Here is a 25041-nt window from a genome sequence, read left to right as displayed (position 1 = left end):
CTCCCGCGGTGCGGGTGTACTGCCGGGTCACGCAAGCCGACGCGTCCCCGTCCTTGAGGAACCGGTGTCATCGATGATCAACGCCGTGGGCTTGACGACCGGCTGCATACGCGGCCAGACGGGCCGTACTGACGAGCATGAGCGACGACGCCGCCGGTCTCGAACCTCTGACGTACGGGGCTCGCACGCGGTCGTTCCCGCCGCACTCGACACTCGACGTCCCTGCTCCTGAGGACGCTTGCACTGGACACACCTCACCGTGCGACGCGGACAGTTCTCAGTGCCGTGCACCTGGTTGCTCAGCCTGCGCTACTGGCGTCCGAACGACTCCGGCACCCGCCGCTCGTCTTCGGTTCGGGACTGCCAGACACGACGGCCGGCCCCCTCGGCAACGCCGGTCGGCGCAGGCTGCCGCAGACCGATCAGGACACCTGCGGCGACGAGCAGGGCGCCGGCAACATCTGCGAGGCCCGCCTCGCCGAGCCCGAGCGCGACCGTGGTGACCAGTGCACCCACCGGGACGAGTCCGGCGAACAGTCCGGCGCGTGCGGCGCCCAGCCGGCGCAGTGCGTCGTACCAGAGGAAGAACGCAGTGGCTGTGACGAGTACACCGAGGTAGCCGAAGGCGGCCGCTTCGGTGGGGGTGGGCAGGCGGAGGGAGCTCGTACCGTCCAGGACGATGCTCGCGGCCAGCAGCATGGGCACGGCCAGCGCCGCGGGATAGGCGGCGACTCTCATGGGGCCGAGTTTGGGCAGCAGGGGAAGAGCGAGCAGCGAGAAGGCGACCTCTCCGACGAGCGCTCCCAGCGACAGCAGCACACCGTGCAGGCTGCCACCGCCGAACCCTGCGGCGACGGCGGCACCCAGGGTCACGACAGCCGCGGCGCCGACGGTGCGCGCGGCCGGCCGACGGCGTTCCGTCAACGGCCCGACGAGTGCGAGGACGATGGGGATCGCTCCGACCACAGTGCCGATCATGGCGGGGCTCGCGTGCCGGGTGGCTTCGACCAGGAAGATGTTGAAGCCCGCCAGGCCGGTGGCGGCCAGCGCCAGAAGGAGCAGGACGTCACGGAGGGTCAGGTCGGTGCGAGGTAAACGGCGGTGGCGTACCACGGCAAGGAGGATCGCCGCGGCGAGCGCGTAGCGCAGAGCCTGACCGCTGAAGACGGGGTAGTCGGCAATCGTCGCGGAGACGGCCGTCGAGGTGCCGACGAGCAGCATCGCGGCGGCAGCACCCGCGGCCGGAACGGCGGAGGAACTCATGCCGCGTACTCCTTCGGCCGTGGGACGGCGCCCGCGGGGCTGAGGACCTTACGGGTGACACGCTCGGCAATGGCGGCGACCAGGGTGCGCGGCCGGCGCGGCAGCAGATGCGCGGCCAGGGCATTGCCGAGTCCGGGGGTGACGTAGCCGCGGTCGCGGTCGAGTGCGCGCAGAGCGGCGCGTACAACCGGCTCCGGTGTGGTCATCGAGCCGTTGACGGCCGCCTTGCGGGTGCCGATGGCCTCGAAGAAGGGGGTGTCGACCGGGCCGGGGCACAGGGTGAGTACGCGAATGCCGCGCCCGCGGTACTCCTGGCGCAGGGCGAGGCCGAAGTTCAGCACGAAGCCCTTGGCCGCGCTGTAGACGGCGAAGTACGGGGAGGGCTGGAAGCCCGCGGTGGAAGCGACGTTCACCACTGCGCCCGTGCCGCGCTCCAGCATGCCGGGAAGCAGTGCGTGGGTGAGGTCGACGAGCGCGACGACGTTGACCATCAGCTGGTCGTGGTCACGGTCCGCGGCGATGTCCTCGAAGCGACCGCACGTACCGAATCCTGCGTTGTTGACCAGCAGGTCGACGCTCAGGCCCCGGGCGGCGAGACGGCCGGCGATCTGCCGGGCCGCATCGGGCTCGGCGAGGTCCTGGACCAGGACGTGGGCGCGTATGCCGTGCTCCGCGGCGAGGCGCTCGGCGAGGGCGGTGAGCCTGCCCTCGGAACGCGCCACCAGGATCAGATCGTGTCCGCGGGCGGCGAGCTGCGTGGCGAACTCCGCCCCGAGTCCGGATGAGGCACCGGTGATGAGAGCTGCACTGTGCACAGGAAATCTCCTTCACTCAACGAGGAACTAGGACTGAAGAGTACCTACTCTCCACATAACTGCAACAGATCCGATGCAGTTAATCCAGAGGTGGCCCAGCGGTGTATCGTTTCGAAGTCGAGCAGATGAGCGGGAGGCGCCATGAGTGAGACAGCGGCACGGCCGTTGCGGGCGGACGCGGAGCGCAGTGTGCGCGCGATCCTGGAGGCAGCCGAACGCGTGCTCTCCAAGGATCCCGGCGCGTCGATGGAGCAGATCGCGGCCGCGGCGGGGGTGGCCAGGACGACGATCCACCGGCGGTTCGCCCACCGGCAGGCACTGATCGACGCCCTGGCTTCGTCAGCCGCCCGCCAGCTCGTCGAAGCCGTGGAGGACGGCCGGCCGGACACAGCCCCTCCCCTGGTGGCACTGCACCGGATCACGGCCAATGTGCTCGAGGTGAAAGGCGCCTGGGCATTCGCCCTGGAACTGCCGGCCGATCCCGGCAGCGAAGCGGCCGCCCTCCACGAGGACATCGGCCGACGTTGCATCACAGTGCTGGAACGGGCCCGGGCGGACAAGCTCATCGACGAGGCAGCCGACCTCCACTGGGTACGGCGGGTCTACTACGCGCTCCTCGGGGAGTCCCTGCGCGGAAGCCCGGACGATACCGGCATCGACACCGACACCCTCGCCGCCCGCGTCATCGACACCCTGCTGCACGGAGCGGGCCCACGCACCTGAGCTCGCCGCGGACACGGGTGACCACCGCCGGACACCGCATCCGTACCGCCACCGACACCGGACGGCAGCAGCAGCAGCACCACAACGCCCCGTGCCGCAGCTGGATGAACGTCTCCATCACCGCGTCGACGGGCGGACCAGCTCGACCAGGCCGTCGCTGCCATCAACCACCACCAACAAGCCGGCTGGCAAGCCGCCATGCGAACCTTCTGCAGCGCCCTGTGGGGAGGGACCGCACGGGGGCAGCAGTGGGCCTGAGAGACCGGGGAGAAGGGCTTCCACAGCGCTCACCCCCTCGACCTGCCCATGGCGGAGACCGGCCGGCACGGCACAAGCACTCCGTGCCCACTCACAGGGGTGGACAGCGGTCACCACAGGCACCAGGCGAGTGGTTCGATCCGGCTCCACCACCGCACACGACTCGACAGCGATCTCCACGGCTTCGGCCGAACCGCACTGCACCCCCGGACCATCGGCTCCGGAGCGGTCCCACCACCTCGAAGCTCATTTCGCTGAACGTTCCAAGTACCGGTGGGCGGGGGCGAGGTGACAAGTCCCGAATCAAGCAGCCGGCGTCGCGACCGCCTCCGCGCTCGTTCACCTCACCGGGCAGGCCGTGCAACCTTCCTCCCGCCTCGCAGGTCTCCACGCTGTACGTTCTGCCCGCACAGCGCGAAAGGCCCCCGTGCACCTGAAGAGTCTCGTCGCCGCCCGGACCGGTGGTGCCATGTCCGCCGTCGTCCTCGGCAGCCTGCTGGTCTCCGCCCCGCAGGCGGCAGCCGCCGACGTCACCTGCTCGACCAACGTTTACAAGCGGACGTTCTACAAGAACACCTCGTTCTCCGGCTCCCCCGTGAAGACCGACTGCGACAGCGCCATCAGCCAGAGCTGGTCCGGCGCCCCGGTGTCCGGTGTGCCGTCGAACAACTTCGGTGTCCGCTGGTCGGTGACCCGCGACTTCGGCTCCGGAGGCCCCTTCACGTTCACCGCCTCCGCCACCGACGGTGTCCGCGTCTACCTGGACGGCGTCCGCAAGATCGACCTGTGGAAGGGCACCGGGGACACCGCCCGCTCCAAGAGCGTCAACCTCACCGTCCCCTCCGGCAAGCACACCCTCCGCGTCGACTACGTGAACTGGACCGGCGCCGCGAAGGTCACGTACACCTACGGGCCCCGGACCTCGGCCACGTACGACAAGACGAAGCCACTGGCCCCCACCGGCGTGAAGACCGCTTACAACACCACGACGCGCAAGACGACCCTCTCCTGGTCCGCCAACAAGGAGATGGACCTGGCGAGTTACTCCCTCTATCGGCGGCCCGTCGGCTCCAGCACCTGGACGAGGGTCACCACGACCACCGCGCGCAGCCACACCGACCCCCTCGTGAACCCCGACGACCGCACGCCCTACTACTACGAGGTTCGCGCCAAGGACAAGGCGGGCAACACCTCGTCGGGCAGCACGGACACCATCGTCCGTCCACTGCCCGTCGTCACCTCGCTGACCGGCACCTACGACAAGGCGACCGGCAAGGTCATCCTGAACTGGCCCCTCAACACCGAGCCGCACTTCGACCACTACACGGTCCTGAGCAACGACAAGGTGGACGGCTCCTACGTCTGGGTCCCGCTGGGCACCACCAGGGGCAGCACCTGGACCACCGCCCCCGTCACCGCCGACGGCGAGACCCGCCACTACCGCGTCCTCGTGACCAACGACGGCGGCACCACCACATACAACCCGGGCTGGCTCGACGCCACCGCCGCCCACGAGCTCTGGCTCGACATCCCCGACCGCATCGGCCCCGCCTACGCCCCCGAGCTGACCCTGGGCTCCTGCGCGAGCGGCATACAGGCGACCGCCACCGACTACACGCCGGCGCCGATCCGCGACTTCACCGGCCTCGCGATCGAGCGCCGCACAGCGGGCTCGGACACCTGGTGGGTCGTCCTGCACAAGGGCTACGATCCGCGCCTGGGCGCCACGGCCACCATCTGCGACCCGCTGCCCGCCGACGGGCGCACCTACGAGTACAGGGCACGTACCTTTGACGCGGCCGGGAACTACTCGCCGTACAGCGAGATCCGTGCCGTGACCGTGCCGGTGGGCTGACGGTCACGGGGAACACACCCCTTTGGCACCAACCACCCACGTCTGGCCGGCCGTTGTCGTATGCGCAGCGGCCGGTCGGGGGACCACGACGACCTGCTGCGCCGCGGTGGCCGCTACAACCTCACCCCGGCGCCCGTGGCAACGAGGCCGACTCCGGACCCCCTCATTGCCGGATCGACGCGGAAGTAAGGGGCGGTCCACTCACCGCACGGGAAAGCCGAAGGAGTACCCCTGCTGCCTCAGCCAGGGCAGCACCTCGCGCAGGGCGCCCAGGGTCTGGGAGCGGTCTCCTCCCGCGTCATGGAAAAGGACGGTCGGACCGCCTGAGATCTCGCTCTTCACAGTGGCGACCATGGTGTCCACGCCGGGCTGCTCGAAGTCCTTGGAGTCGACGTTCCAGCCCAGCGGCCTCATCCCCCGGGACGCGGCGAGCTGCCGGCTGTACGGGGTGAAAGCACCGCCCGGGGCCCGGTAGTACTGCGGCCGTACGCCGCCGGACGCCTTGGTGATCATGCGTTCGGCATCCAGGATCTGCTGGGACTGGTAGGCCTCGGACTTGGTGTCCATGGTGGTGTCGTGCGAGACGGTGTGGTTGCACAGCCGGTGTCCGGCCGCCACGACCGCCTTGACCAGGTCCGGGTGAGCCCGGGCCTGCGTGCCCACCATGCAGAACGTGGCCTTCACACCGCTGTCCTTCAGCAGTTGCAGCACCTGGGGCGTCCAGACCGGGTCCGGTCCGTCGTCGATGGTGATGTTGACGCCCCGTGCGCCACGGTCGGAGGCGTGCGCGATGTCCTCCGCCACCTGTTCCTGGGACCGGGCGTCCGGCGCCGAGACACCTGCTTGCGGCTGCCGTCCGCCGGCGGGGCCGGCCTGTGCGGTCCACACCGAGGCGGCAGCGGCGAGCACCGTCACACCGAGCCCCGCCGCGAGAAGCCGGCCGTGCCATGCCCGTCCCTTGTGCCTCGCCATGTCCGCCCGCCCCTTTGCTGCCTCCGCCGATGCCCTGGTCCCATGAAGTCACACGAACGCCCCTACGAGATCCCCTTGTTACCGATCTCGGACGAACCCGCAGGAAGCCGCCGACAAACGCAGGAGTTCCGCGACAGACGAGGGGCGCAACGAACTGGAAGAAGTACCGGTGAGGGCAGCAGACGATGATCCGTGCGCGTCCCGGCGGAGGCCGTCGCGCCCTCGTCGAGTGCCCCACGAGCAGGCACGACGGGCGCCTTGGCAGCCAAGACCGGCGAAGACGGCCTGACCGGCCGCCCGAAGGGCCCGCGGCTCACCCGGGCGGCAGTCGAGCGGCCGGTCCACAGGCCCGAAGACACGAAGGAGCCCGCCAGCAAGCTGACGGGCTCCCGCGACGGATAGAGGCCTAACCTGCCATCAGGTCAGATCGTCGGTGTGTCATCGACGACCTGCTTGTGCGGTTCGACGACGAACTTCCAGCCGTCGCTGGGCTCCAGGAACCGCACTCGGGTCGGGTAGATGTCCAGGGCGCGGCGGTCGCGGTTCTGGCTGTTCGTGTTCTTCCGTCCCCGGGCCGGCTCCTCGTACAGGTCGACCTTGACGTCCGGCACCGCGACGGTTTCCTCGCTCCAACGCTGGACGATCCCCGCGCCGAACGCATCCCGTGCGGCGGAGTAGAGCGAGTCCAAAGAGTCCTTGTTCCCGTCCGGCACGAAAAGGGCGAGGTTCAGGAGAACGCCGGCGCTCTGGAGAACCTCGATCTCTTCACCCGCCTTGTCGGCAACCCAGATCCCGCACTCTTCGACATTGTCGGGGAGAACATGAATTTCCCTGCCGAAGATCGTCCTCGCGACGAAGGACCCTCCCTCGAAATTCTTGCCCGGCTCCGTGAGGAAAGCCGGTGCATAGCAGTCGAGAGGAAGGCCATCCATCTCTGCCGAGACGAAAATGCCGTCCTGGAGGCCCAGTTCCGATACCTCTCCGACCGTGAGACGTCGAGCCGTAACCTTCTCGGTATTCACGCCGTTCCCCTTTTTCGTGGCGTCGTATAAATCCATGAGAACTATATCACGAAAACGAGCAGCCACTCCCTTTACGCACGCTCCCTGGGCTGCGCTTTCCGCCACGATAATAGGGAACATTTGGAGCGTGAGTTCGTCGACCATAAGGACCAACAAATGCTGCATATCTTCCCGAAATGACCGCCCGCACCTGCTGAGGCAAGAGACCCACCGGCACACCGGCACACCCACGAGGAGACCGGTCGCATCGGCCCCTGTCGGCCCACGGTGTCGTGCACCTGAGCCGATGTACGCAGACGCCTCCGCCGCATCCGGGCTATGCGATTGCCCGACAACCTGCGACCATGTCCCCTCCTCGTGCGGAATCCTGTCCGCCGGAACATGACTGTCGAAAGAACGCACTCCATGACTTGCGTCCGAAGGGGCTGTGCCACGTAGATCGCCGGCTTCACTTCGACCGCGGGAACGCGGCCGGGGAAGTCCCTGGGTGCGGTACCGCGATGTCCCGGGCCTGTCGGGGGCTGCGAATGCCGCCGTCCGTGTGCTCGAACGGGAGCGGCTGTCTCCCGGCATCGTGGCACTGGCGTTGAGCGTCTGGTCCGTGCGTGTCCACGGCGCCGAGCGCCGTTGGAGTCGGTGGGAGACAGAGTTCGCCTGCTCGTGCTGCGGTGAGGGCTGGGCACGGGACAAGCTCGAAGAGGCTCTGTTCATGCTTCCGCCGCGGGCTGCCGCCGAACTCCGTTCGCAGACGGAGCGCCTGGACACGGTGCTGCTCATGCGGACTCATCATGAGCCCGCGTCAGATCCGGAGTCGGCCTGGTGGCACCGGAGGTGCTGACCCATCGATGCGTCCGGCGACTCGGCAGGGCCGACACCCTCCAACGCCTACGAGTTGATCGCCGCCTCCGTTCCGCTGCCGGGTCCGTTGCGGGTGCCACGGCCCGGCAGACGTGTCCCTTCCTCACCCCGAGTCGGCAAGCCGGTACTGAGCCCCCGTACCAGCCCTCCCGTCCGGCCGCACCGTCACGCCGGTAGTCTCATCTGGCGGCTGTCGCGGGTGGGGGGATTCGCAAATGGAACGAGTGCACACGGAAAGTTCGCGCCCGGACAGGGCGCGACGGATCGGCCCGTACCACCTCATCACCCGTATCGATCCGAGTGGCCCCGGCCAACCTCCGGTCGCCGTACGCCGGTTCATCGGGCGTAGCGCGGACGGTGACCGCACGGTAATCGTCAGCGCGCCGCTCGACGGCGCCGATCCGGGGCGCTTCCTCGTCGAGGCCGACGCGGCCCGCCGGCTCATCGGCCCGTGGGTGCTGCCGGTCGCAGAGCTGGCCGCCCCGTCCGAGACCCCCTGGTACGCCTCTCCGTACCTTCCCGTACTCCCGCTCCCGGTAGCGCTCGCCGTACACGGCGGCCCGCTTCCCGAGCGCACCGTCCGGGCCCTGGGGGCGGCCCTGTCCGAGACGCTCGCGGGTGCGCACGCCGTCGGCATCACGCACGCCGGTCTCTCCCCCGCCTCCGTGCTCCTCGCCTGGGACGGGCCGCGTCTGAGCTGCTTCGGCGCGGTCCGCACGGCGGCCCCGGACGGCGAGCGGCGCACCGGCCTGCCCGGGCTCGAGCCCGGCAGCCTGGCCCCGGAGCAGGCGTCGGGCGGGCGGCCCCGGCCACCCGGCGACGTCTACGGACTGGGTGCGGTCCTGGCATACGCGGCGACCGGCCACACGGTCCCCGACTCTTCGGAACTTCCCCCGTCACTGCGGTCGCCGGTCACGCGCTGTCTGACGCGCGACGCCGCCGCCCGGCCGACCGCGTCCGAGGTGCTGAGCACGCTCGCCGGAGCGGCGTCCACCCCCATGGCAACGGTCCTGGACCCGTCCGGTGCGCTGCTGGGCCCGGGCTGGCTGCCCAGCCGGGTGATCGCGGCCATCGCGCGCCAGTCCGCGGAGGTCCTCGCCGCGGAAGTCCTTACTCCGATCTCACGGACGGCCGGGAACTGACGCGATGCTCACCCCCCTGTCCCATGACGACCCGGCCGGCCTGGCGGGCTTCCGGCTGCTCGCCCGGCTGGGCCACGGCGGCATGGGAACCGTCTACCTGGCTCGCTCGGCGAGCGGCCGTACCGTCGCTCTGAAGACCATGCACCCGTCCATCGCGTCCGACCCGGCGGCCCGCACCCGCTTCCGTCTGGAGACGGACGCGGCGCGCATCATCGGCGGCCACCACGGCGCCGTAGTCGTCGACGCCGACCCGCTGGCGCCCGCCCCGTGGCTCGCCACCGAATACGTCCTCGGCCCGCCCCTCGACGACGCCGTCGATCTCTGCGGCCCCCTGCCTGAGGAGTCCGTGCGCGCCCTGGGCGCCGCACTCGCCGGAGCCCTCGCCCAACTCCACGCCTCCGGCATCGTCCACCGCGACCTGAAGCCCTCGAACGTGATGGTCACCGCCTATGGACCGAAGATCATCGACTTCGGCATCGCACGCGCGTCCGGCGACGACCGGCTCACCCGCACGGGCTCGGCCGCCGGCACCCCTGCCTTCATGTCCCCCGAGCAGGCCGTCGGACAGGAACACACGGCAGCGGGCGACGTGTTCGCCCTCGCCGGGGTGCTGCTGCACGCCGCCACGGGCCACGGGCCGTTCGGCACCGGGCAGCCGGCGGACCTGCTCTACCGAGTGCGCTACTCCGACCCGGACCTCACCGGCCTCCCCCAGGCCCTGGCCCCGATCCTCGGCCCCTGCCTGGCCAAGGACCCGGCCGGACGGCCCACCACCCACGACCTCGTCGCGCGGCTACACGGCGGTCAGGGCCACTTCGCCGACCACCTGCCCGATGCGCTGCTGGCAGAAATAGCCCGGCGGGCATCGGCGGTCTGGCAGTACCGGCCGGAACGGCTTCCCGCTCCCGCCGGTCACCCAGTCGCCGAGACCGTCCCGGTCACCGCCGCGCCCGACTTGAGCCGCCGCAGGCTCTTCAACATCACAGGCAGTTCGCTGCTGGCCACGACAGCGATCGGCGCAGCTGTGTGGGCATCGACGCGAGAGCGGGACCCGGACACACCGAAGTCCACGGACTCCGGCAACGCTCCTGCCGCCCTGTGGCGGAGAAACGTCGTAACGGCGGCACCCGCTGAGCTGGGGCGTCCGCTGGTGGTCGGCGACAAGCTGATCGTGACCACCGAGGCCGGGGTGAGCGCCGTCGAGGCGTCGAGCGGACGAAACCTGTGGTCCGGCAACGCGGTGCTGAGTTCCTGGGACGTGGCCACGGACGGAGAGAGGCTCTTCGCGGTGGACTACTCCCTGTACCCGAGAGAGGGACTGCACATCGCGCAGATCGACCTCGAGGACGGAAGTCTGATGGATCCGGCCGTGAGCGCGAAGGCGTACAACGGGAAGCTGGTGGGAAATCAGCTGCTCGGCATCGACGGCGACGTCGCGTGGCTGCTCACGGCGCGGGTGCGCAAGGAAGACACCGACGAGTCGAGCGGCGTCGGCCCCGAACGGGGCTGGCTCATCGCCTCCTTCTCGCTCTCGACGGGCAGGAGGCGCACCGAGCTGATCCTGGACGAGGCCGTCCCCGGGGAATACCCCTGGGTGACCGGAGTGCGCGCGAACGGATCGAACCTGGTCCTCTTCTTCCGTACCGAGTCCGGCGGGGTCGACGTACTCGTCGTCGACACGCGCACAGGAACCGGTGTCTGGCGGGCGCCCCTCGGTCTCAACGCCGACGATGCCGCCCGCAATCCCATCGCCGTGGATGACAAGCACCTCTACACGGCGTCGGACGCGGTGCGGGCGCGGCGCATGGCTGATGGCGGGGAGGCCTGGAGGTACCAGGGAAAGAACGTGACCGCGTACGGCCCTCCCACGGTGCGGGACGAAGTCGTCTACGCGGTGGAAGCAGTGGGAGCGCGGGCTCTCGTGGCCATCAGCGCGGACACCGGCGCGCTGCTGTGGCGGGAGAAGAATCCCGTGGCGTCCGGGCACGAGCTGAAGGTGGCTCCCACTGTCGGGGACAAGTACGTCTACAAGCACTGTGCGGCGGGGCTCCGCGCGATCGATCTGCGGACCCACGAAACCGCCTGGCTCCACCCGGAGAGCCTCGACCGGTTCTCCGCCCTGATCACGGCGGGGCTGCTCATCGGCGTCGGCGAAGGCCCCATGGTCGCTCTTCCGCTGGAGCCTGCGGGTCCTGCCTCCTCCTAGCTCCCCACCTCATCACCACGAAGGGCTCGGCTCACCCCATGCAACCTCTCGGTTTCGGCGACCCGATCCGGCTGGGGCCATACCGCATCGCCGGAGTGCTCGGCGAGGGCGGCATGGGCAAGGTGTACGCAGGTCAAGACAGTTCCGGCCGCCTCGCGGCCGTCAAGGTGCTGCGTCCGGAACTCGCGCACAACCGCGACCTCGCCCAGCGGTTCCTGCGCGAGGCCCGCACAGCGCAGGCGGTGACCAGCACCGGCGTGGCCCGCGTCGTCGGCTCGCAGACGGAGGGCGGGCGCCCCTGGATAGCCACCGAGTACCTGTCGGGGCCGACGCTGGAGCAGGCGATCACGGACCACGGGCCGCTGGACGACGTCGGCGTACGCGCGCTGGCAGGAGCCCTGGCATCGACCCTGCAGGAGATTCACGCGGTGGGGCTGATCCACCGCGATCTCAAGCCGGCCAACATCGTGCTCACTTCCTCGGGCCCCCGCATCATCGACTTCGGCATCGCCCGCCCCGAGCACGGCCTCACCCTCACCACCACCGGCCAGGCACCGGCAACCCCCGGATACGGGGCACCTGAGCAGATCCTGGGCCAGCGCGTCAGCCCGTCGGCCGACGTCTTCTCCCTCGGTGCGGTACTGGTGTACGCGGCAAGCGGCAGGCGAGCGTACGAGGGTGCGCATGTCGCGGCCGTGCAGTACGAAGTGGTGCACGGAAGCCCCGCCCTCCACGCCGTGCCGCAAGCGCTGCGCGCCCTCATCGCCCCTTGCCTGGCCAAGGAGCCCGCACACCGTCCGCACCCCTCGGCGGTCGTCAAGGCATTCACACCCCCTCGCGGTGCGGACCGGTTCTGGAGGAAAGGCACCCTCGGCAGGCAGATCAAGGAGCACGAGGCCCGGACGGATCAGCTCACCACTGCGTCGGGCACCACCGTTCCGGGGGTGAGGCCGTCCCGGCGGCTCTTCCTCACCTCGCTCGCCGCCGGCGGAGCGGTGCTGGCAGTGGGAGGAGGCGCAACGGCCTGGTGGCTGAACAGAGGTCCCGATCTGCCCGAAGCGGCGGACGCCGCCCCGGCGGAGCTGCTGACATCCGGCGAGTACGAGCGCGGTGTGCCGCCGACGCCGCTGTGGGGGCCCCTGAAGGCTGCCGCTCCGAGCGCGTCCATGCTGTTGCCCGTGCGGGACGTCGTCATGATCGCCGGCCTGTCAGGAGGAATCACCGCGCACAGGGTGACCGACGGCCGGCAGAAGTGGACGCTTCCGCGGGTGTCACCGTCCGCAGGCGTCCTGCGGCTGACGGACGAACAGTTCGTCGCAGCCGACGCCACCGGCAACGTCCTCGCCTTCGACGCGTCCACCAGTGAGCAGCGGTGGAGTGTCCCGGCGAGCGCGCAGAAACTTCTGGCCACAGCACCCGACGCGTCGCTCGTGTACTTCCTGACGAACGACGACGAGGTGGCTGCCGTCGACACCGAGGGCCGCAAGGTCCGCTGGACCGCGGGAGCTCCAGCGGGCATCTCCGTCGACCCGGCGGCCGTGGCCGGTGCCGGACCGGGCCGGCTGGTCGTCTGCACAGCGGACGGGCAGTACTTCGCCCTCGACTCGGCAACCGGCGACGTGGCCTGGCAGTTGGGCGGACATGCCGGAACCGCGCTCACCCCCGCCATCGAGGAACGAATCGTCTACGTCGGCGGGAAGTCTCTCCTGGCACTCGACCTGGAGACCGGGGACGAGGTCTGGTCCGCGTCGTCGCAGTCGTTGAACCCCGATCAGGACGGGTGGGGCTCTCCCGTGACGACCGACGATTTCATCGCCGCCATCGATGACGGCCGCCTCTACCGGGTCGACAAGGCGTCCGGTACCGATGACGGACACATTTCCTGGCTCGACGGCACCCTCCCGTCCCGGACGCCACCGGTCGTCCAGGGACACACCCTCTGGATCATCGAAGGGGGCACCTCGTCAGGCGTATCGGCCTTCGGGAACACCCCCGGCAGCGAATCGGACGGCGACCTCTTGTGGACGTACGAGCCCGAGTCGGACGGTCCCTGGCACGCGGCCGGCGCGGACAACCGGGTGTTCCTGCTCAACAAGGGCTCGCTCGTCGCCCTGCCGGTGTTCTGAACGTACGCCCGCCTCCCGGGCTCACGGTCCGCCGCCGGACGGCGGATGCCGGCGTGGCGGGCGGTCCGGTCCCGGCCCCCTTCGACGCCGACCGGCCTTCTGCCGTTCCGGGGCGGCACGGGCGCCCGGTCGCACTCCGCCGCCGGGAGACCTTGGCCACATCGGGTCCGGTGCCGGGATGCCGGAGCGGCAGGCGCGTGTTGGCGAGGGATGGACCTGCCCCCACCCGACGAACAGGACACGCAGTGACAGACGAGAATGCCCGCCGTGCAGCAGACGCCCTCTCGCGCCCCTTCGCGGTCCGTGGACTGACCTCCCGGAACCGGATCGCGATGGCGCCCATGACCCGGCAGTTCTCTCCGAACGGCGTCCCGGGCCAGGACGTGGCGGACTACTACGCCCGCCGGGCCGCCGGCGGCGTGGGGCTGATCATCACCGAGGGCACCTACGTCGACCACGCCTCCGCGGGCACCAGCGACCGGGTCCCGCTCTTCCACGGCGAGGACGCGTTCGCGGGCTGGGCAGGAGTCGTGGATTCCGTGCACCGGGAGGGCGGAGCTGTCATCCCTCAGCTGTGGCACGTCGGTGTCACGCGCGCCGAGGGCGCCCCGCCCGTGGCCGGCGCGGAGCCGGTCGGCCCCTCGGGTGTGTCCCTGTCCGGCGAGCCCAAGGGCCGCGCGATGACGCAGAAGGACCTCGACGACGTCATCGCCGCGTTCGCGGACGCGGCGGCCGCAGCGGAGCGCCTCGGCTTCGACGGGGTGGAACTGCACGGCGCTCACGGCTACTTGATCGACCAGTTCCTCTGGTCGGGCAGCAACCGCCGCACCGACGCCTACGGCGGCGACATCGTCGCGCGCACCCGTTTCGCGGCGGAGATCGTGGCGGCGTGCCGCGCGGCCGTGTCCGACGCCTTCCCGATCTTCTTCCGCATGTCCCAGTGGAAGACGGACGCCTACGAGGCGAAGCTGGCCCGGACGCCCGAGGAGCTGGACACCCTCCTCACACCGCTGGCCGGGGCCGGCGTCGACGTCTTCCACGCGTCCACCCGCCGCTACTGGCTGCCGGAGTTCGACGACACCGACCTCAACCTCGCCGGGTGGGTGAAGAAGATCAGCGGCAGGCCGACCGTCAGCGTCGGCTCGGTCGGCCTGGACGGTGACTTCTTCGGTGCCTTCCAGGGCAACAGCTCCTCGGTCACCGGCATCGACCAGCTGCTGGACCGGATGGAGCGCGACGAGTTCGACATGGTCGCCGTCGGCCGTGCGCTGATCGCCGACCCCGAGTGGGCCGCGAAGACCCTCCGCGGGCGCACGGAGGACATCACTCCGTTCGGGGCGGAGATGCTGAAGACCCTGCGCTGACCGGGAGGTGAGCGGGGACACGGCGGGTGAACGACCCGGCGCGCCCCCATGGGCGTACTCCGGCGCGGCCCGCGCCCCGACGAGGGGCGCGGGTCACCCGGCTCCGTTCTCCAGGGTGCCGGTGAGGCGGAAGGCTCTCCCGGTGTCGAGGCCGAGGCGCGCCGCCCAGGCGAGGGCCTCGTCCAGGGTGGAGTCGGTATCGGTCAGGCAGGCGGCGGCGAGGGCGGGTGGCGTCCTGTCCTCGTTCAGCAACGCGTCCCACTGGCGCCGGGTGAGGGAGAGGTAGCGGAGGCCGCCGAGTTCGGACAGGACGGCCAGTTCGGCGACTTCGGCCTCCGCGAGGTCGAGACCGTGCAGGCGGGGAGCGGTGCGCAGCGGGGTGAGATCGGCCGGGGCGGTCGTGGCGAGTTCGAGGGACGCGAGGTGGGGGTGTCCCGCGAGCGGGGTCAGATCGCCGCCGTCGAGGGTGACGCGCAGGGATTCGACCGGCAGTTCGCGGACCGGCGTCAGGTCCGCGGTGGCCGCTCGGTTGAGGTGGACGCGGCGGAGGCTGCGGGCCGCGCCGAGTGGGGCCAGGTCGACGGGGCCGGTGGCGTCGATGACGTGGATGCTCTGGAGGCCGGGCGGGATGTCGTCGGGAAGGCTGCCGCTGTCCGGCCGGCGCCCGCGTGCGCGGCCGGGTTCGAGCAGCTCGATGTAGTCGTCCTCCGTCGCGTAGGCGCCCTGGTCCAGGAGTTCCAGGTAGTGGCCGAGGAGGGTGGTGACCGAATCGGCGACGTAACCGGGTCCCCTGTTGTGGTCGCGGCCGGTACGGATGACCTGGCCCGGCCTGCCGTGCCGGGCCGGGGCGGTGTCCACGGCAAGGTAGTTGCCGTCCTCACCGGAGGCGAAGCGCAGCCAGCCGGGGTGCCCTCCACAGCGGCGTACGGTCTCGGCGGGATCCGCGTCGAGGATCACGGCGTCCCACTCCAGCCCCCAGCCGGACCAGGGCTGTTCGGCGGCTCCGTAGCCGGTGCTCGCCTTGACGAGGTACTCCAGCGACAGCCAGGTGTTCCCCTGGAACAGGTAGCGCGGTCCGAGGTCGGTGTGGTCGCCGTCGGCGATCTTGTACAGCGCACGCAGATCGGCGGGCAGACGCCGGCCGAGACGGGCCTCGGTCCCGGCGATCGCGTCCTCGGTGGCGGGAGGGGGCAGCTCCTCCGGGTGTCCGAGGACGGCGGAGCGCCGCTCCAGGTAGGCGCGGAAACGGGCCACGGCCAGCTCCGGGTCGCCCGCAGGGCCGGCCGTGCCGGGCTCCTGCCGCATGCCCGGCCGCGTCAGCCGGTGGCCGGGGTCGAGGACCGCCCGGAAACCCCGCCCCGTCCCGGTCACCCGGTGGACGGCGTCGTCGGACGCGACGAGCCGGTACTCCCCCGACGGCCGGGTCCTGAGCTCCAGGCTCATGGCCTCCCAGCCGTGGTCCTGGCTCAGCGCCTCGGTCAGGGAACGGAGTTCGGACCAGAGCCGCGGCAGTCCGGACCGCCAGGAGCCGTCCCCGCAGCGGTAACCACCGCTCAGCGAGGCACCGTCCCGGCCTCCCTGGCAGTGCAGCACCGCGTCGGTCCAGCCGTCGGGCGCCTTCGCCGCGATCACCTCGGCGACCGGCCGTACCGCCTGCTCCACCATGCTCTGTTCCCCGTCCGTCGCTGGTTCCGGCGATCATGCCAGCACCCACCGACACCGTGCCGGGGCCCCTCCGCCCGCCTGCCCCGGGTCGACGGGCCGCATGGTGACCCCGCCCGGAAAATCAGGCCCGCCGCGGCCGGCTCCGGGGTACAGTTTCTGGGTCCTGTCGTCTCCGATAGAGGTGGACGTTGCGCATCTGAGGCCCGCGATCATCGCGCGGTACGGCCCCTGCCGTAGCCCGTCACGCCCTGTCGGCTCTCCTGCCGCCGCGTGATCCGCCCGCGTGGATGCGACCTCGGTGCATGAGCCGTCCCCCGTAGTCCGGAGGACCGCACCCCTTTCCTCTCCCGGCCGGTCGCCGCGTGGTGCTCGCATACGAAGCCACTGTTCACACGCTTGTGACTGCGAGGACCACATGAACCTACCCACCACCCCCGCCGCGTCCCTCAGCTGCTCCGCCCTGTCCTTCCGGTGGCCGGACGGCACCGAGGTCTTCGACGATCTGTCGGTCAGCGTCGGCCGGGGCCGCACCGGACTCGTCGGGACCAACGGCTCCGGCAAGTCCACCCTGCTGCGGCTGCTGGCCGGCCGGCTGAAGCCCTCGGCGGGCTCGGTGAGCGTCGGCGGGCGCCTCGCCCACCTCCCGCAGGACCTCACCCTCGACACGGACCTCCGTGTCGAGGACGCCCTCGGCATCACCGAGCGGCGTACGGCGCTGCGCGCGATCGAGGCCGGTGACGCGGCCGAGGCACACTTCGAGACGGTCGGCGACGACTGGGACGTCGAGGAGCGGGCCCTGGCGACCCTGGGGTCGCTCGGCCTCGGCGGTATCGGTCTCGACCGCACCGTGGGACAGCTGTCCGGCGGCGAGACCGTGCTGCTGCGACTGGCCGCCCTGCTGCTGGAGCGCCCCGACGTCCTGCTGCTCGACGAGCCGACCAACAACCTCGACGTGTTCGCGCGCCGCCGGCTGTACGAGGCCGTCGATTCCTGGCGCTCCGGTGTGCTCGTCGTGGTCAGTCACGACCGTGACCTGCTGGAACGGGTGGACCGCATCGCCGATCTGCGCGCCGGTTCGGTGAGCTGGTACGGCGGTGGCTGGTCGGCCTACGAGGAGGCGCTGGCCACCCGGCAGGAGGCCGCCGGACGCATGGTGCGGGCCGCCGAGTCCGACGTACGCCGGCAGAGGCGCGAGCTGGAGGAAGCCCGGACCAAGGTGGCCCGCCGCCAGCGGCACAACAAGAAGATGGACTCCGAGCGGCGTGCGCCGAGGATCGTCGCCGGGGCCCACAAGAGGTCCTCCCAGGAGGCGGCGGGCAAGCTCCGCGGCATGCACGAGGACCGGCTCCAGGACGCGCAGGAGAGGCTGGACACCGCGTCGGAGGCGATCCGGGAGGACGCCGAGATCCGGGTGCGGCTCCCGCACACCGCCGTCCCCGCGGGCCGTACGGTCCTGAGCGCGCACGGGCTCACCCCCCGGTTCGGCACCCTGCGCGACGGCTCGCTGCACGTCCAGGGGCCTGAACGCATCGCACTCGTGGGCCGCAACGGGGCGGGGAAGACGACGCTGCTGCGCACCCTCACGGGGGAGCTCGCGCCTGGGTGCGGCGAGGCAAGGACCCATGTGCCGCTCCGCTTCCTGCCGCAGCGGCTCGACGTGCTGGACGACGGGCTGAGCGTCGCCGCCAACGTGGCCCGGGCGGCGCCGGGCACCACCGACAACGAGATCCGGGCGCAGCTGGCCCGGTTCCTCTTCAAGGGAGCGCGCGCCGAGCAGCCGGCCGGCACCCTCTCGGGCGGTGAACGCTTCCGCGCCGCGCTCGCGGCGACGATGCTCGCCACACCGGCCCCGCAGCTGCTGATGCTGGACGAGCCGACCAACAACCTGGATCTGGCCAGTGTGCGGCAGCTGACGAGCGCGCTCGGGTCCTACGAGGGCGCGCTGATCATCGCCGGCCACGATCTGGCGTTCCTCGAGTCGGTCGGCATCACCCGCTGGCTGCTCGTGGGGGAGGAGCTCACGGAGTTGGGCGCGGAGGAGGTACGCGAGCTGCTGGGTGCGCCCGACGCGATCGTGTGACCGGTGGTGTACTGGAAGGGTGCGGGTCGCAGTCCAGGACCCGCCCCGACACCACCGGCTCCCGACCCGGATCGCGCTATGCACCGTCCCCATGGAATCCGAGACGTCCCCCGGGCCCTCGCGGGCGTGGCCGTCGTACTGCTTGCGGCGGCAGGCCCTTCGGCGGTGGCGGCGGCCACTCCTGCCGCGGGCCCCGCGGCAGGAGTGGCGGCAACCGCGGGCCCGTCCGCCGGTCCTCCGGCCGACCGGACCGACCCCCGCACGGAGACCGCGGAGCTCACCATCCCGTCGATCGGGGTGACCGACCTGCGCGTGGTCCCGTACGAGGGGACGACGGACGACGGGCCGGGGACCCGCATCCAGGACCGCGGGGTGGCCGCCAGCCCGTACGGAGAGGAAGGCGGCGTCGGGCCGGGTGAGACCGGGAACTACCTCGTGACGGCCCACCGGCTCTCCGCCGGAGGCCCGCTCCGGAACCTCCCCGCCCTGGGGAAGGGCGACCCGGTCCTCGTCACGGAGGGCGGCACGGTCTACGAGTACCGGATCACCGAGGACCGGTGGACGTCCTTCCGGTCCGAGCGCTCGCTCGCCGAACAGCGTGCCGAGGTGCCGGGCGAACCCGGTGAGAAGCCGACCCGGGCGATGATCACTCTCTCCACCTGTGCGACCCCCGAGGACGACGCGGCCGGGAACTTCTGGCGCGACGCACACAACAATCCGGAGCACCGCATCGACAGGATCGGCGTGCTGGTGGCCACCCGGCCCGCATGAACGGCCCGCGTGAACGGCCCCCCGTGAACCAGCCTCCCCGGGAGGTCCGTTCACGTCCCTCCGGGCATGTCGGTCGGCAGCTCCAGCCACCGCGCCGTGCCCGGAGCGACGACGTACGCGCTGCCGTCGAGCCTGACCCGCACACCCGGCCGTTCCGAGTCCGGCACGGCGATCCGCAGACGCTCGGCCCGCAGGCGCATATCCACGTCCCAGTGCCGGCGGAAGCGGAGCCGCATCCGGAACTTCGAGAGCTGGGGCAGCGTGGCCGGCGCGAGCCACAGGGCGTCGTCACGGGTCTCCAGGCCCGTCATCCCGCGCTGCACGAAGTCGAGGGTGCCCGCCATCGCGCCGAGGTGGATGCCCTCCTCGGTCGTGCCGCCCTGGATGTCGGCCACGTCGCCGATCAGCGCCTCCTCGCAGTACGCCCAGGCGTCTTCGCGGTGCACCCGGGCCAGCACCCAGGCGTGCACGAGGGAGCTGAGCGTGGAGCCGTGGCTCGTACGCCTCACGTAGTAGTCGACGGTGGCCCGCCAGCTGTCGTCGTCGAGTTCGTGGCCGAGCCGCCGGAACAGCGCGGCGAGCTCCTTGGGTGAGAACAGGTAGCCGAGCATCAGCACATCGGCCTGCTTGGACGCCTGGTAGCGGTTGACGGTGTCGCCCTCCGCCTCCAGGATCCGGTCGAGACGACGGATGTCGCCGTACCGCCCCCGGTACCCGTCCCAGTCCAGCTCGGCCAGGTCCCCGTAGCGGTCGAACTGGCTGATGACACCCCGGTGGTGGGGCACGTACAGCCGGCGCGAGACGTCCTCCCAGTGGTCCAGCTCCGCCGGGTCCAGCCGGATCAGCTCGAGGAGCTGCCCGCGGCGGCTCGCCGGCAGGTCGCGGCAGAGCTCACCGGCCCGCGCCAGCACCCAGGCCGCCGACACGTTCGTGTACGTGTTGTCGTCCAGCCCGTCGGCTTCGGAGTCCGGATAGGCGGTGTGGTATTCGTCCGGCCCGACGACACCCCGGATGCGGTACCGCGCGACGGTGTCGTCCCACTCGGCGCTGTCCGCCCAGAAGCGGGCGATCTGCATCAGCATCTCGGCGCCCTTGGAGTAGAGGTACTCCGTGTCGCCGGTCGCCTGGCAGTACTGCCACACGTTGTACGCCACCGCCGTCCCGACGTGGTGCTGCAGCCGTGAACGGTCGGGCAGCCAGTGCCCCGAGCGCGGGTTGAGATGGACCTCCTGTGTCTCCTCCCGCCCCTCGTCGGCGCTCTGCCACGGATACATCGCCCCGGCCCTGCCCACCGCCCGCGCGGCGGCACAGGCCGCAGGGAGCCGCCGGTGCCGGTAGTCGAGCAACCCCCTTGATATCTCCGGGAGATGCAGATTCAGGAAGGGCAGGACGAACAGCTCGTCCCAGAAGACGTGCCCCCGGTACGCCTCTCCGTGCAGCCCTCTGGCAGGCACCCCGACGTCGAGTTCCGCGGTGTGCGGGGAGAGGGTCTGGAGCACGTGGAAGAGGTGCAGCCGCAGGATGTGTCCGGGCTCGCCCGGCACCTCCAGCTTGACCTGATGCCACAGATCCACCCAGGCCCGGCGGTGCGAGGCCAGCAGCAGGGCGTACGGCGGAGCGCCTTCGACCGCGGACACGGCGGCCCGCAGCGGGCTGCCGATCGCCGGGTCCCGCGAGGTGAAGAGGGCGACCGTCTTGTCGACCACGGCGTCGGAGGCCGGGGCCAGCGGGAGCAGCAGTGTCTGGTGGACCGTGCGCGGCTCCTGCCGGGGTTCGGCTTTGTGCCGGCCGTCGTGTTCCGGGCCGCAGAAGGCCACGGTGCGGGCGGCCAGGGCGACACCGATGTCCGACTCCACCGTGCGGCAGCGCAGCCACACCACCGACTCCGACTCCGTGCCGGTCTCCCATCCGGCGAGGTGGCGGTTGGCCAGCTCCCGGTAGCGCGCGACCCCCGCGTTGCGCACGTCGCCGTCGATCCCCGACTCCACCTCCAGCTCCCCCGACCAGCCCTCGGCGGTGAACACCGTGTGCAGCGCCGCGAGATGGGGGTCGCCCATGTGCACCAGGCGCTCCTGCTCGACCGTCAGCCGCCGGCCCTTCCGGTCCTCGTACACCGAGCGCCGGGACAGCGTCCCGCCGCGCAGGTCGAGCGACTGCCGGTGGTCCACGAGGTGGGCGTGGTCGGGGGTGAGCCACGGGCCGGGGCGGGAACCGGCGGGATGGATGCGGTAGCGCAGCGGCAGCCAGTCGGGAAGGTTGACCATGTCCTCGTTCTCGACCTGCCGGCCCTGGACGGTCGAGGTCAGCCGGTTGTAGCAGCCGGCCACGTAGGTACCCGGGTAGTGCGTCTCGCCCGCGGGTGTCTCGGGGGCGGCTCCCCGGGTGGCGAAGTAGCCGTTGCCGAGGGTGCACAGCGCTTCGCGCAGGCGTTCCTTCTCCGGGTCGTATCCCTCGTACGCCCAGATCCAGCCGCGCGCCATCAGTCCTCCCCGTTGATCAGCAGATCCCCCGGGTCGGCCACCACCAGGTCCGCCCCGTGGCGACGCAGGTCGGCGGCACCCCGGGCACTGTCCGACCGGTCCACTCCGACAACCAGTCCGAAGCCACCTCGCCGGCCTGCCTCCACCCCGGCCAGTGCGTCCTCCACGACGGCTGTGTCCCCCGCCGGGACTCCCAGGCGCCGTGCCGTCTCGGTGAACAGGGCCGGGTCCGGTTTGCCGGGCAGCTCCAGACGGCGCGCCTCGTTGCCGTCGACGACCGCCGTGAACAGGTCGAGGAGACCGGCTCCGGCCAGCAGCTCGGTGGCGTGCCGGGAGGCCGACGCCGCGGCGAACGGCACGCGCGCGTCGTACAGCACGTGCAGGAGGCGGACCGTCCCGGGCCAGACCGCGATCGGACGGGTGCGCAGGCTCCGGGTGAACGCCTCGTCCTTGCGCGCGGCGACGGCCCACACCGTCCCCGTGCCCGGGGGGTCGTCGGGGCTGCCGTCGGGGAGGTCGAGCCCCCTGGACTCGAGGAAGGCGGCGGCGCCGTCCTTGCGCGACCTGCCGTCGACGTAGCGCCGGTAGTCCTCCGTCTCGTCGAAGGGCCGCTGCCCTTCGTGGGTGTCCAGACAGGCATCGAATGCGACCTTCCAGGCCGAGGCGTGCGCCGGGGCGGAGTCGGTGATCACGCCGTCCGTGTCGAAGACCACGGCGTGCACGGAGAGCAGGACTGCGGCCGGTGACGGTGCGCGTGCCATGACCGGGTGGTCCCTTCGTCGAAGCGTCCCCCGTTCCATGGCACCAGGTTCCCGCCCGGACCGCTCCTCGTGGCTCCGGGGCGGATGCACCGTTCCTGCGGCGGGCTCTTGGAGCAGCCCTGGCAAAAAGTCGGAAAAGTTTCCCTATATCACCTTCGGAGCTACCGTAAAGCTATGGCCAGAACCAAGCGTCAGACCGATCGGCAGGCGGAGTACGTGTGTCCGGCCTGCAAGCAGCCCGTCGCGACCACACTGACGCGGCACAAGACCCTCGGCATCTTCGTCCCGCACTGGGGCCCGGGCCCCTGTCACAACCCTGAGTGCCACAGCTGCGAGGCGGAGTCCGGCGCGTCGTCCGGCGCTGCCCGGGACGCACATGTCGGCCGGTGAGTGACATCCACGGTCACATCTGATCCGGACGGCAGAGCCGGCCTCTTCCGTGCGACGCGTGTACCTCGCGGCGGCCGCCACGGTTCAGGCGTCCAGACGGATGCGCTGACCGGGGAAGACGAGGTGCGGCCCCTGGTCGAGGACCTCGCGGTTCAGTTCGTACAGCGCGGGCCAGCCGCCGGACACGTCCGCACGCTCGGCGATCACCGACAGGCAGTCGCCCTTCTCGACGACGTACGTCTCCGCGTCGGCCAGGTCATCGGAGTGGTGTGCCACGCCGCTGTCGCCGCCGGCGGACGAGCCGCTGTTCCCACTGTCGCTCCCGTTGCCGCTCCTGTTGTCTGCGGAGTCACCGGACGACGAACCGCCGGACGGGATGCCGCCGGACGAAGCGCTGCCGGAGGTGGTGCCGGACGACTCCCGCTGCGGGGCCGCCTGTGCCGTGTCGTTCCGGTCGCCGCTGTCGGACGAGGAGGAGGACGGGGAGGACGAGTTCGACCCACCGTTCGCCCCGAGGCGTCCGCAGGTGGGCCAGGCTCCCATTCCCTGGGAGCGGGCGACTCGTTCACCGACCGCGATCTGTTCCGACCGGGTGGCGAGGTCGGCGCGGGGTGCGTACTGCCCGCCACCGTAGGCCCGCCAGGTGGAGGGGGCGAACTGCAGTCCGCCGTGGTAGCCGTTGCCGGTGTTGATGTTCCAGCGGCCGCTGCTCTCGCACTCGGCGATGCGGTCCCAGTCCGTACCGGCCGTCACGGTCGCCGCGGTGACGGCCGCCGCGGTGACCGTCGGCGCGATGACCGTCGGCGCGATGGCGGCCCGGGCGGCGGCGGCCGGGGCCTGCGCCGCCCGGGCGGGGGCCTGGGCCGGGACGTCCGCGGCGCTGCGGCCGGAGAGGCCCAGCACGCTCAGGAGGACGAGCAGAAGTGCGAGCACCGATTCGACGGGCCGCCTGGCGAGGGTTGATGCCGGCATGACGGTATTTCCTCCGCTGTGCTCCGGATGGTGTGCAAGGGCACGAACAGATAAGCCGCCGATATGCTTTTCCTTGGGCTTTGACGCGTTCAACGCCCGCACATTCACTCGGGTGGGGGCATCTCATGGCACTGTTCGGCAACGCGCACACCGTCGATCCGGCCGCCGCGCAGCGTGACTACGCGCGGCTTCTCGGGCCCGGAGAGCAGGTGCACGCCGCGTATCTGCTGATCCGCGACACGATCCTCTTCACCGACCGCAGGCTCGTCCTCATCGACAAGCAGGGCATCACGGGCAAGAAGGTGGAGTACCACTCGGTCCCGTACCGGAGCATCACGCACTTCGCGGTGGAGACCGCCGGCACCTTCGACCTGGACGCCGAGCTCAAGATCTGGATCTCCGGATCCGCCACCCCGATCCAGAAGACGTTCACGAAGGGCGTCGACATCTACGAGGTACAGGCCGTCCTCACCCAGTACGTCGCGCGGTAGGGGCTGCCCCGCTCCGTGCCCCGGCCGGCTTCTTCCTCACGTCCCGCAGCCTGACCATCTCCGCCCGGATCGCGGGCAGTTCGGCGTAGAGGGCTTCGCCGGGGCAGTACGTCGAGAAGGTGTCGCGGTGACCGGCCACGGCATGGAGGTGGACCACCTCACCACGCCGGTACAGGCTCTCGTCATTCGTCGAGACCATCCGCACGAAGCCCCGCGGGTCGACGGCGCGGTCCAGTTTCCACGCACCCACCTTCGCGATCCCCTCGATGAGCGGCTTCGGCACCGGTACGCCGGGCTCGAAGGTGCCGAGGGCCGCGATCCCCACGCTGTGGGCGTTGAACCCGGTGGCGTGGGCCCCGCGCACGGAGCGTCCGACACCGCCCGCCCGGCCCTCGTATATGGTCCCGCAGCGGTCGACGACGAAGTTGTAGCCGATGTCGTCCCAGCCCTCACCCCGTACGTGCGCCTCCTCCATCGCCCGGAGCATCTCGGGGGCATCGGCGCAGTCGTACGCGTTGGTGTGCCCGGTGTGATGGACGAAGACGGCCTTCACCGTCCCCGTGTAGACCGCGTCCTCCTTCACCAGGCTCTCGTCCGCGTGCCACTCCGCCCGGCTCACGATCGCGGGCTGCGGTGCCGCGGGCAGGTCCGCCGGCTTCGCGGTGGCGTGCTCGGGCACGACCAGCCGCACCGGCGCGTCCCCCAGCACCAGGAACGCCAGCGGCACGACCATGGCGCATACGGCTGTTCGGCGAAGCCACATAGGGCCACCATGCGCGCTGACCAGCCACGTCGCAGGCACCCCGCACCTGATCGGGTGACATGAG

General features: G+C 71.0%; 19 protein-coding genes and 1 pseudogene. 10 read left to right on the top strand and 10 right to left on the bottom strand.

What is annotated here, in order from left to right:
* Position 1: 1 nt before the first annotated feature.
* The 3 genes and pseudogenes from BFF76_RS33545 to BFF76_RS06060 form a co-directional block, all read right to left on the bottom strand.
* Positions 2–93: pseudogene (locus BFF76_RS33545) on the bottom strand (transposase); the annotation flags it as partial.
* A 216-nt stretch (positions 94–309) separates the two neighbouring features.
* Complete coding sequence (locus BFF76_RS06065) at positions 310–1263, bottom strand: DMT family transporter (protein WP_065847512.1); 954 nt, start codon at positions 1261–1263, stop codon at positions 310–312.
* The gene (locus tag BFF76_RS06060; protein WP_065847510.1) at positions 1260–2078 is read right to left on the bottom strand and encodes an SDR family NAD(P)-dependent oxidoreductase; all 819 of its coding nucleotides are present in this window, start codon (positions 2076–2078) and stop codon (positions 1260–1262) included. Before BFF76_RS06060 ends, BFF76_RS06065 begins: the two co-directional genes overlap by 4 nt.
* Positions 2079–2219: 141 nt before the next feature.
* Between BFF76_RS06060 and BFF76_RS06055 the strand changes: the two genes are divergently transcribed.
* Both BFF76_RS06055 and BFF76_RS34535 read left to right on the top strand, forming a co-directional pair.
* On the top strand, positions 2220–2801 hold the full coding sequence (locus tag BFF76_RS06055; protein WP_065847508.1) for a TetR/AcrR family transcriptional regulator: 582 nt from the start codon (positions 2220–2222) through the stop codon (positions 2799–2801).
* Positions 2802–3486: 685 nt separating this feature from the next.
* Positions 3487–4914, top strand: a complete 1428-nt coding sequence (locus tag BFF76_RS34535) for a PA14 domain-containing protein (RefSeq protein WP_051834488.1) — start codon at positions 3487–3489, stop codon at positions 4912–4914.
* A gap of 201 nt (positions 4915–5115) precedes the next feature.
* Here the strand turns inward: BFF76_RS34535 and BFF76_RS06045 are convergent, their stop codons facing one another.
* Both BFF76_RS06045 and BFF76_RS06040 read right to left on the bottom strand, forming a co-directional pair.
* The gene (locus BFF76_RS06045) at positions 5116–5886 is read right to left on the bottom strand and encodes a polysaccharide deacetylase family protein (protein ID WP_031090661.1); all 771 of its coding nucleotides are present in this window, start codon (positions 5884–5886) and stop codon (positions 5116–5118) included.
* Positions 5887–6308: 422 nt separating this feature from the next.
* Entirely contained in the window at positions 6309–6908 is a 600-nt protein-coding gene (locus BFF76_RS06040; protein ID WP_031090660.1) for a hypothetical protein, read from the bottom strand.
* 1073 nt (positions 6909–7981) lie between these two features.
* On the opposite strand from BFF76_RS06040, the gene BFF76_RS06030 reads away from it, so the two are divergent.
* The 4 genes from BFF76_RS06030 to BFF76_RS06015 all read left to right on the top strand — a co-directional run bounded on the left by BFF76_RS06030 (position 7982) and on the right by BFF76_RS06015 (position 14604).
* Positions 7982–8908, top strand: coding sequence for a protein kinase family protein (locus BFF76_RS06030; protein ID WP_065847504.1), 927 nt, complete (start codon positions 7982–7984; stop codon positions 8906–8908).
* A gap of 4 nt (positions 8909–8912) precedes the next feature.
* A complete protein-coding gene (locus BFF76_RS06025) occupies positions 8913–11114 on the top strand; it encodes a protein kinase domain-containing protein (RefSeq protein ID WP_079122322.1) in 2202 nt (733 codons plus the stop codon).
* Between the two features lie 38 nt (positions 11115–11152).
* The gene (locus BFF76_RS06020; protein ID WP_065847502.1) at positions 11153–13240 is read left to right on the top strand and encodes a serine/threonine-protein kinase; all 2088 of its coding nucleotides are present in this window, start codon (positions 11153–11155) and stop codon (positions 13238–13240) included.
* 245 nt (positions 13241–13485) lie between these two features.
* The gene (locus tag BFF76_RS06015) at positions 13486–14604 is read left to right on the top strand and encodes an NADH:flavin oxidoreductase (RefSeq protein WP_065847500.1); all 1119 of its coding nucleotides are present in this window, start codon (positions 13486–13488) and stop codon (positions 14602–14604) included.
* Positions 14605–14697: 93 nt separating this feature from the next.
* Here the strand turns inward: BFF76_RS06015 and BFF76_RS06010 are convergent, their stop codons facing one another.
* Positions 14698–16269: an SMI1/KNR4 family protein gene (locus BFF76_RS06010; protein ID WP_065847498.1), complete on the bottom strand. Its 1572-nt coding sequence runs from the start codon at positions 16267–16269 to the stop codon at positions 14698–14700.
* Between the two features lie 415 nt (positions 16270–16684).
* Here BFF76_RS06010 and BFF76_RS06005 point away from each other — a divergent pair, with 415 nt between their 5' ends.
* Together BFF76_RS06005 and BFF76_RS06000 are read left to right on the top strand one after the other, a co-directional pair.
* Positions 16685–18349 carry an ABC-F family ATP-binding cassette domain-containing protein gene (locus tag BFF76_RS06005; RefSeq protein ID WP_031090643.1) on the top strand — a complete coding sequence of 555 codons (1665 nt, stop codon included), beginning with the start codon at positions 16685–16687 and terminating at the stop codon, positions 18347–18349.
* A gap of 78 nt (positions 18350–18427) precedes the next feature.
* Positions 18428–19120 (top strand): class E sortase, encoded by a 693-nt coding sequence (locus BFF76_RS06000; protein WP_065847496.1) that lies wholly within the window; start codon positions 18428–18430, stop codon positions 19118–19120.
* A 50-nt stretch (positions 19121–19170) separates the two neighbouring features.
* On the opposite strand, the gene BFF76_RS05995 is transcribed toward BFF76_RS06000, so the two are convergent.
* Together BFF76_RS05995 and BFF76_RS05990 are read right to left on the bottom strand one after the other, a co-directional pair.
* Positions 19171–21600 (bottom strand): glycoside hydrolase family 65 protein, encoded by a 2430-nt coding sequence (locus tag BFF76_RS05995; protein ID WP_065847494.1) that lies wholly within the window; start codon positions 21598–21600, stop codon positions 19171–19173.
* A complete protein-coding gene (locus BFF76_RS05990; protein ID WP_065847492.1) occupies positions 21600–22361 on the bottom strand; it encodes an HAD family hydrolase in 762 nt (253 codons plus the stop codon). Before BFF76_RS05990 ends, BFF76_RS05995 begins: the two co-directional genes overlap by 1 nt.
* A 174-nt stretch (positions 22362–22535) precedes the next feature.
* On the opposite strand from BFF76_RS05990, the gene BFF76_RS05985 reads away from it, so the two are divergent.
* Positions 22536–22751, top strand: a complete 216-nt coding sequence (locus BFF76_RS05985) for a hypothetical protein (protein WP_042836153.1) — start codon at positions 22536–22538, stop codon at positions 22749–22751.
* A gap of 84 nt (positions 22752–22835) precedes the next feature.
* Here BFF76_RS05985 and BFF76_RS34395 read toward each other — a convergent pair whose 3' ends face one another.
* Positions 22836–23723, bottom strand: a complete 888-nt coding sequence (locus BFF76_RS34395; protein ID WP_065847490.1) for a LysM peptidoglycan-binding domain-containing protein — start codon at positions 23721–23723, stop codon at positions 22836–22838.
* Positions 23724–23848: 125 nt separating this feature from the next.
* Between BFF76_RS34395 and BFF76_RS05975 the strand changes: the two genes are divergently transcribed.
* A complete protein-coding gene (locus tag BFF76_RS05975) occupies positions 23849–24214 on the top strand; it encodes a PH domain-containing protein (RefSeq protein ID WP_031090635.1) in 366 nt (121 codons plus the stop codon).
* On the opposite strand, the gene BFF76_RS05970 is transcribed toward BFF76_RS05975, so the two are convergent.
* Positions 24192–24977 carry a peptidoglycan recognition protein family protein gene (locus tag BFF76_RS05970; protein ID WP_051834485.1) on the bottom strand — a complete coding sequence of 262 codons (786 nt, stop codon included), beginning with the start codon at positions 24975–24977 and terminating at the stop codon, positions 24192–24194. The two genes, BFF76_RS05975 and BFF76_RS05970, sit on opposite strands and share 23 nt — an antisense overlap.
* Positions 24978–25041 lie beyond the last annotated feature (64 nt).

This window comes from Streptomyces mutomycini (assembly GCF_001700505.1).
GTDB classification, from domain to species: Bacteria; Actinomycetota; Actinomycetes; order Streptomycetales; family Streptomycetaceae; genus Streptomyces; species Streptomyces mutomycini.
Note: the sequence above shows the minus strand (reverse complement) of the source record. Positions and strands in the feature narration are given on the sequence as shown.

What these genes read in the sequence shown, in the direction of transcription:
- BFF76_RS06065 (WP_065847512.1), bottom strand. Translation starts at nt 1,263, where the DNA reads ATGAGTTCCTCCGCCGTTCCGGCCGCGGGTGCTGCCGCCGCGATGCTG.
- BFF76_RS06055 (WP_065847508.1), top strand. Translation starts at nt 2,220, where the DNA reads ATGAGTGAGACAGCGGCACGGCCGTTGCGGGCGGACGCGGAGCGCAGT.
- BFF76_RS06045 (WP_031090661.1), bottom strand. Translation starts at nt 5,886, where the DNA reads ATGGCGAGGCACAAGGGACGGGCATGGCACGGCCGGCTTCTCGCGGCG.
- BFF76_RS06030 (WP_065847504.1), top strand. Translation starts at nt 7,982, where the DNA reads ATGGAACGAGTGCACACGGAAAGTTCGCGCCCGGACAGGGCGCGACGG.
- BFF76_RS06025 (WP_079122322.1), top strand. Translation starts at nt 8,913, where the DNA reads ATGCTCACCCCCCTGTCCCATGACGACCCGGCCGGCCTGGCGGGCTTC.
- BFF76_RS06020 (WP_065847502.1), top strand. Translation starts at nt 11,153, where the DNA reads ATGCAACCTCTCGGTTTCGGCGACCCGATCCGGCTGGGGCCATACCGC.
- BFF76_RS06010 (WP_065847498.1), bottom strand. Translation starts at nt 16,269, where the DNA reads ATGGTGGAGCAGGCGGTACGGCCGGTCGCCGAGGTGATCGCGGCGAAG.
- BFF76_RS06005 (WP_031090643.1), top strand. Translation starts at nt 16,685, where the DNA reads ATGAACCTACCCACCACCCCCGCCGCGTCCCTCAGCTGCTCCGCCCTG.
- BFF76_RS06000 (WP_065847496.1), top strand. Translation starts at nt 18,428, where the DNA reads ATGCACCGTCCCCATGGAATCCGAGACGTCCCCCGGGCCCTCGCGGGC.
- BFF76_RS05995 (WP_065847494.1), bottom strand. Translation starts at nt 21,600, where the DNA reads ATGGCGCGCGGCTGGATCTGGGCGTACGAGGGATACGACCCGGAGAAG.
- BFF76_RS05990 (WP_065847492.1), bottom strand. Translation starts at nt 22,361, where the DNA reads ATGGCACGCGCACCGTCACCGGCCGCAGTCCTGCTCTCCGTGCACGCC.
- BFF76_RS05985 (WP_042836153.1), top strand. Translation starts at nt 22,536, where the DNA reads ATGGCCAGAACCAAGCGTCAGACCGATCGGCAGGCGGAGTACGTGTGT.
- BFF76_RS34395 (WP_065847490.1), bottom strand. Translation starts at nt 23,723, where the DNA reads ATGCCGGCATCAACCCTCGCCAGGCGGCCCGTCGAATCGGTGCTCGCA.
- BFF76_RS05975 (WP_031090635.1), top strand. Translation starts at nt 23,849, where the DNA reads ATGGCACTGTTCGGCAACGCGCACACCGTCGATCCGGCCGCCGCGCAG.
- BFF76_RS05970 (WP_051834485.1), bottom strand. Translation starts at nt 24,977, where the DNA reads ATGTGGCTTCGCCGAACAGCCGTATGCGCCATGGTCGTGCCGCTGGCG.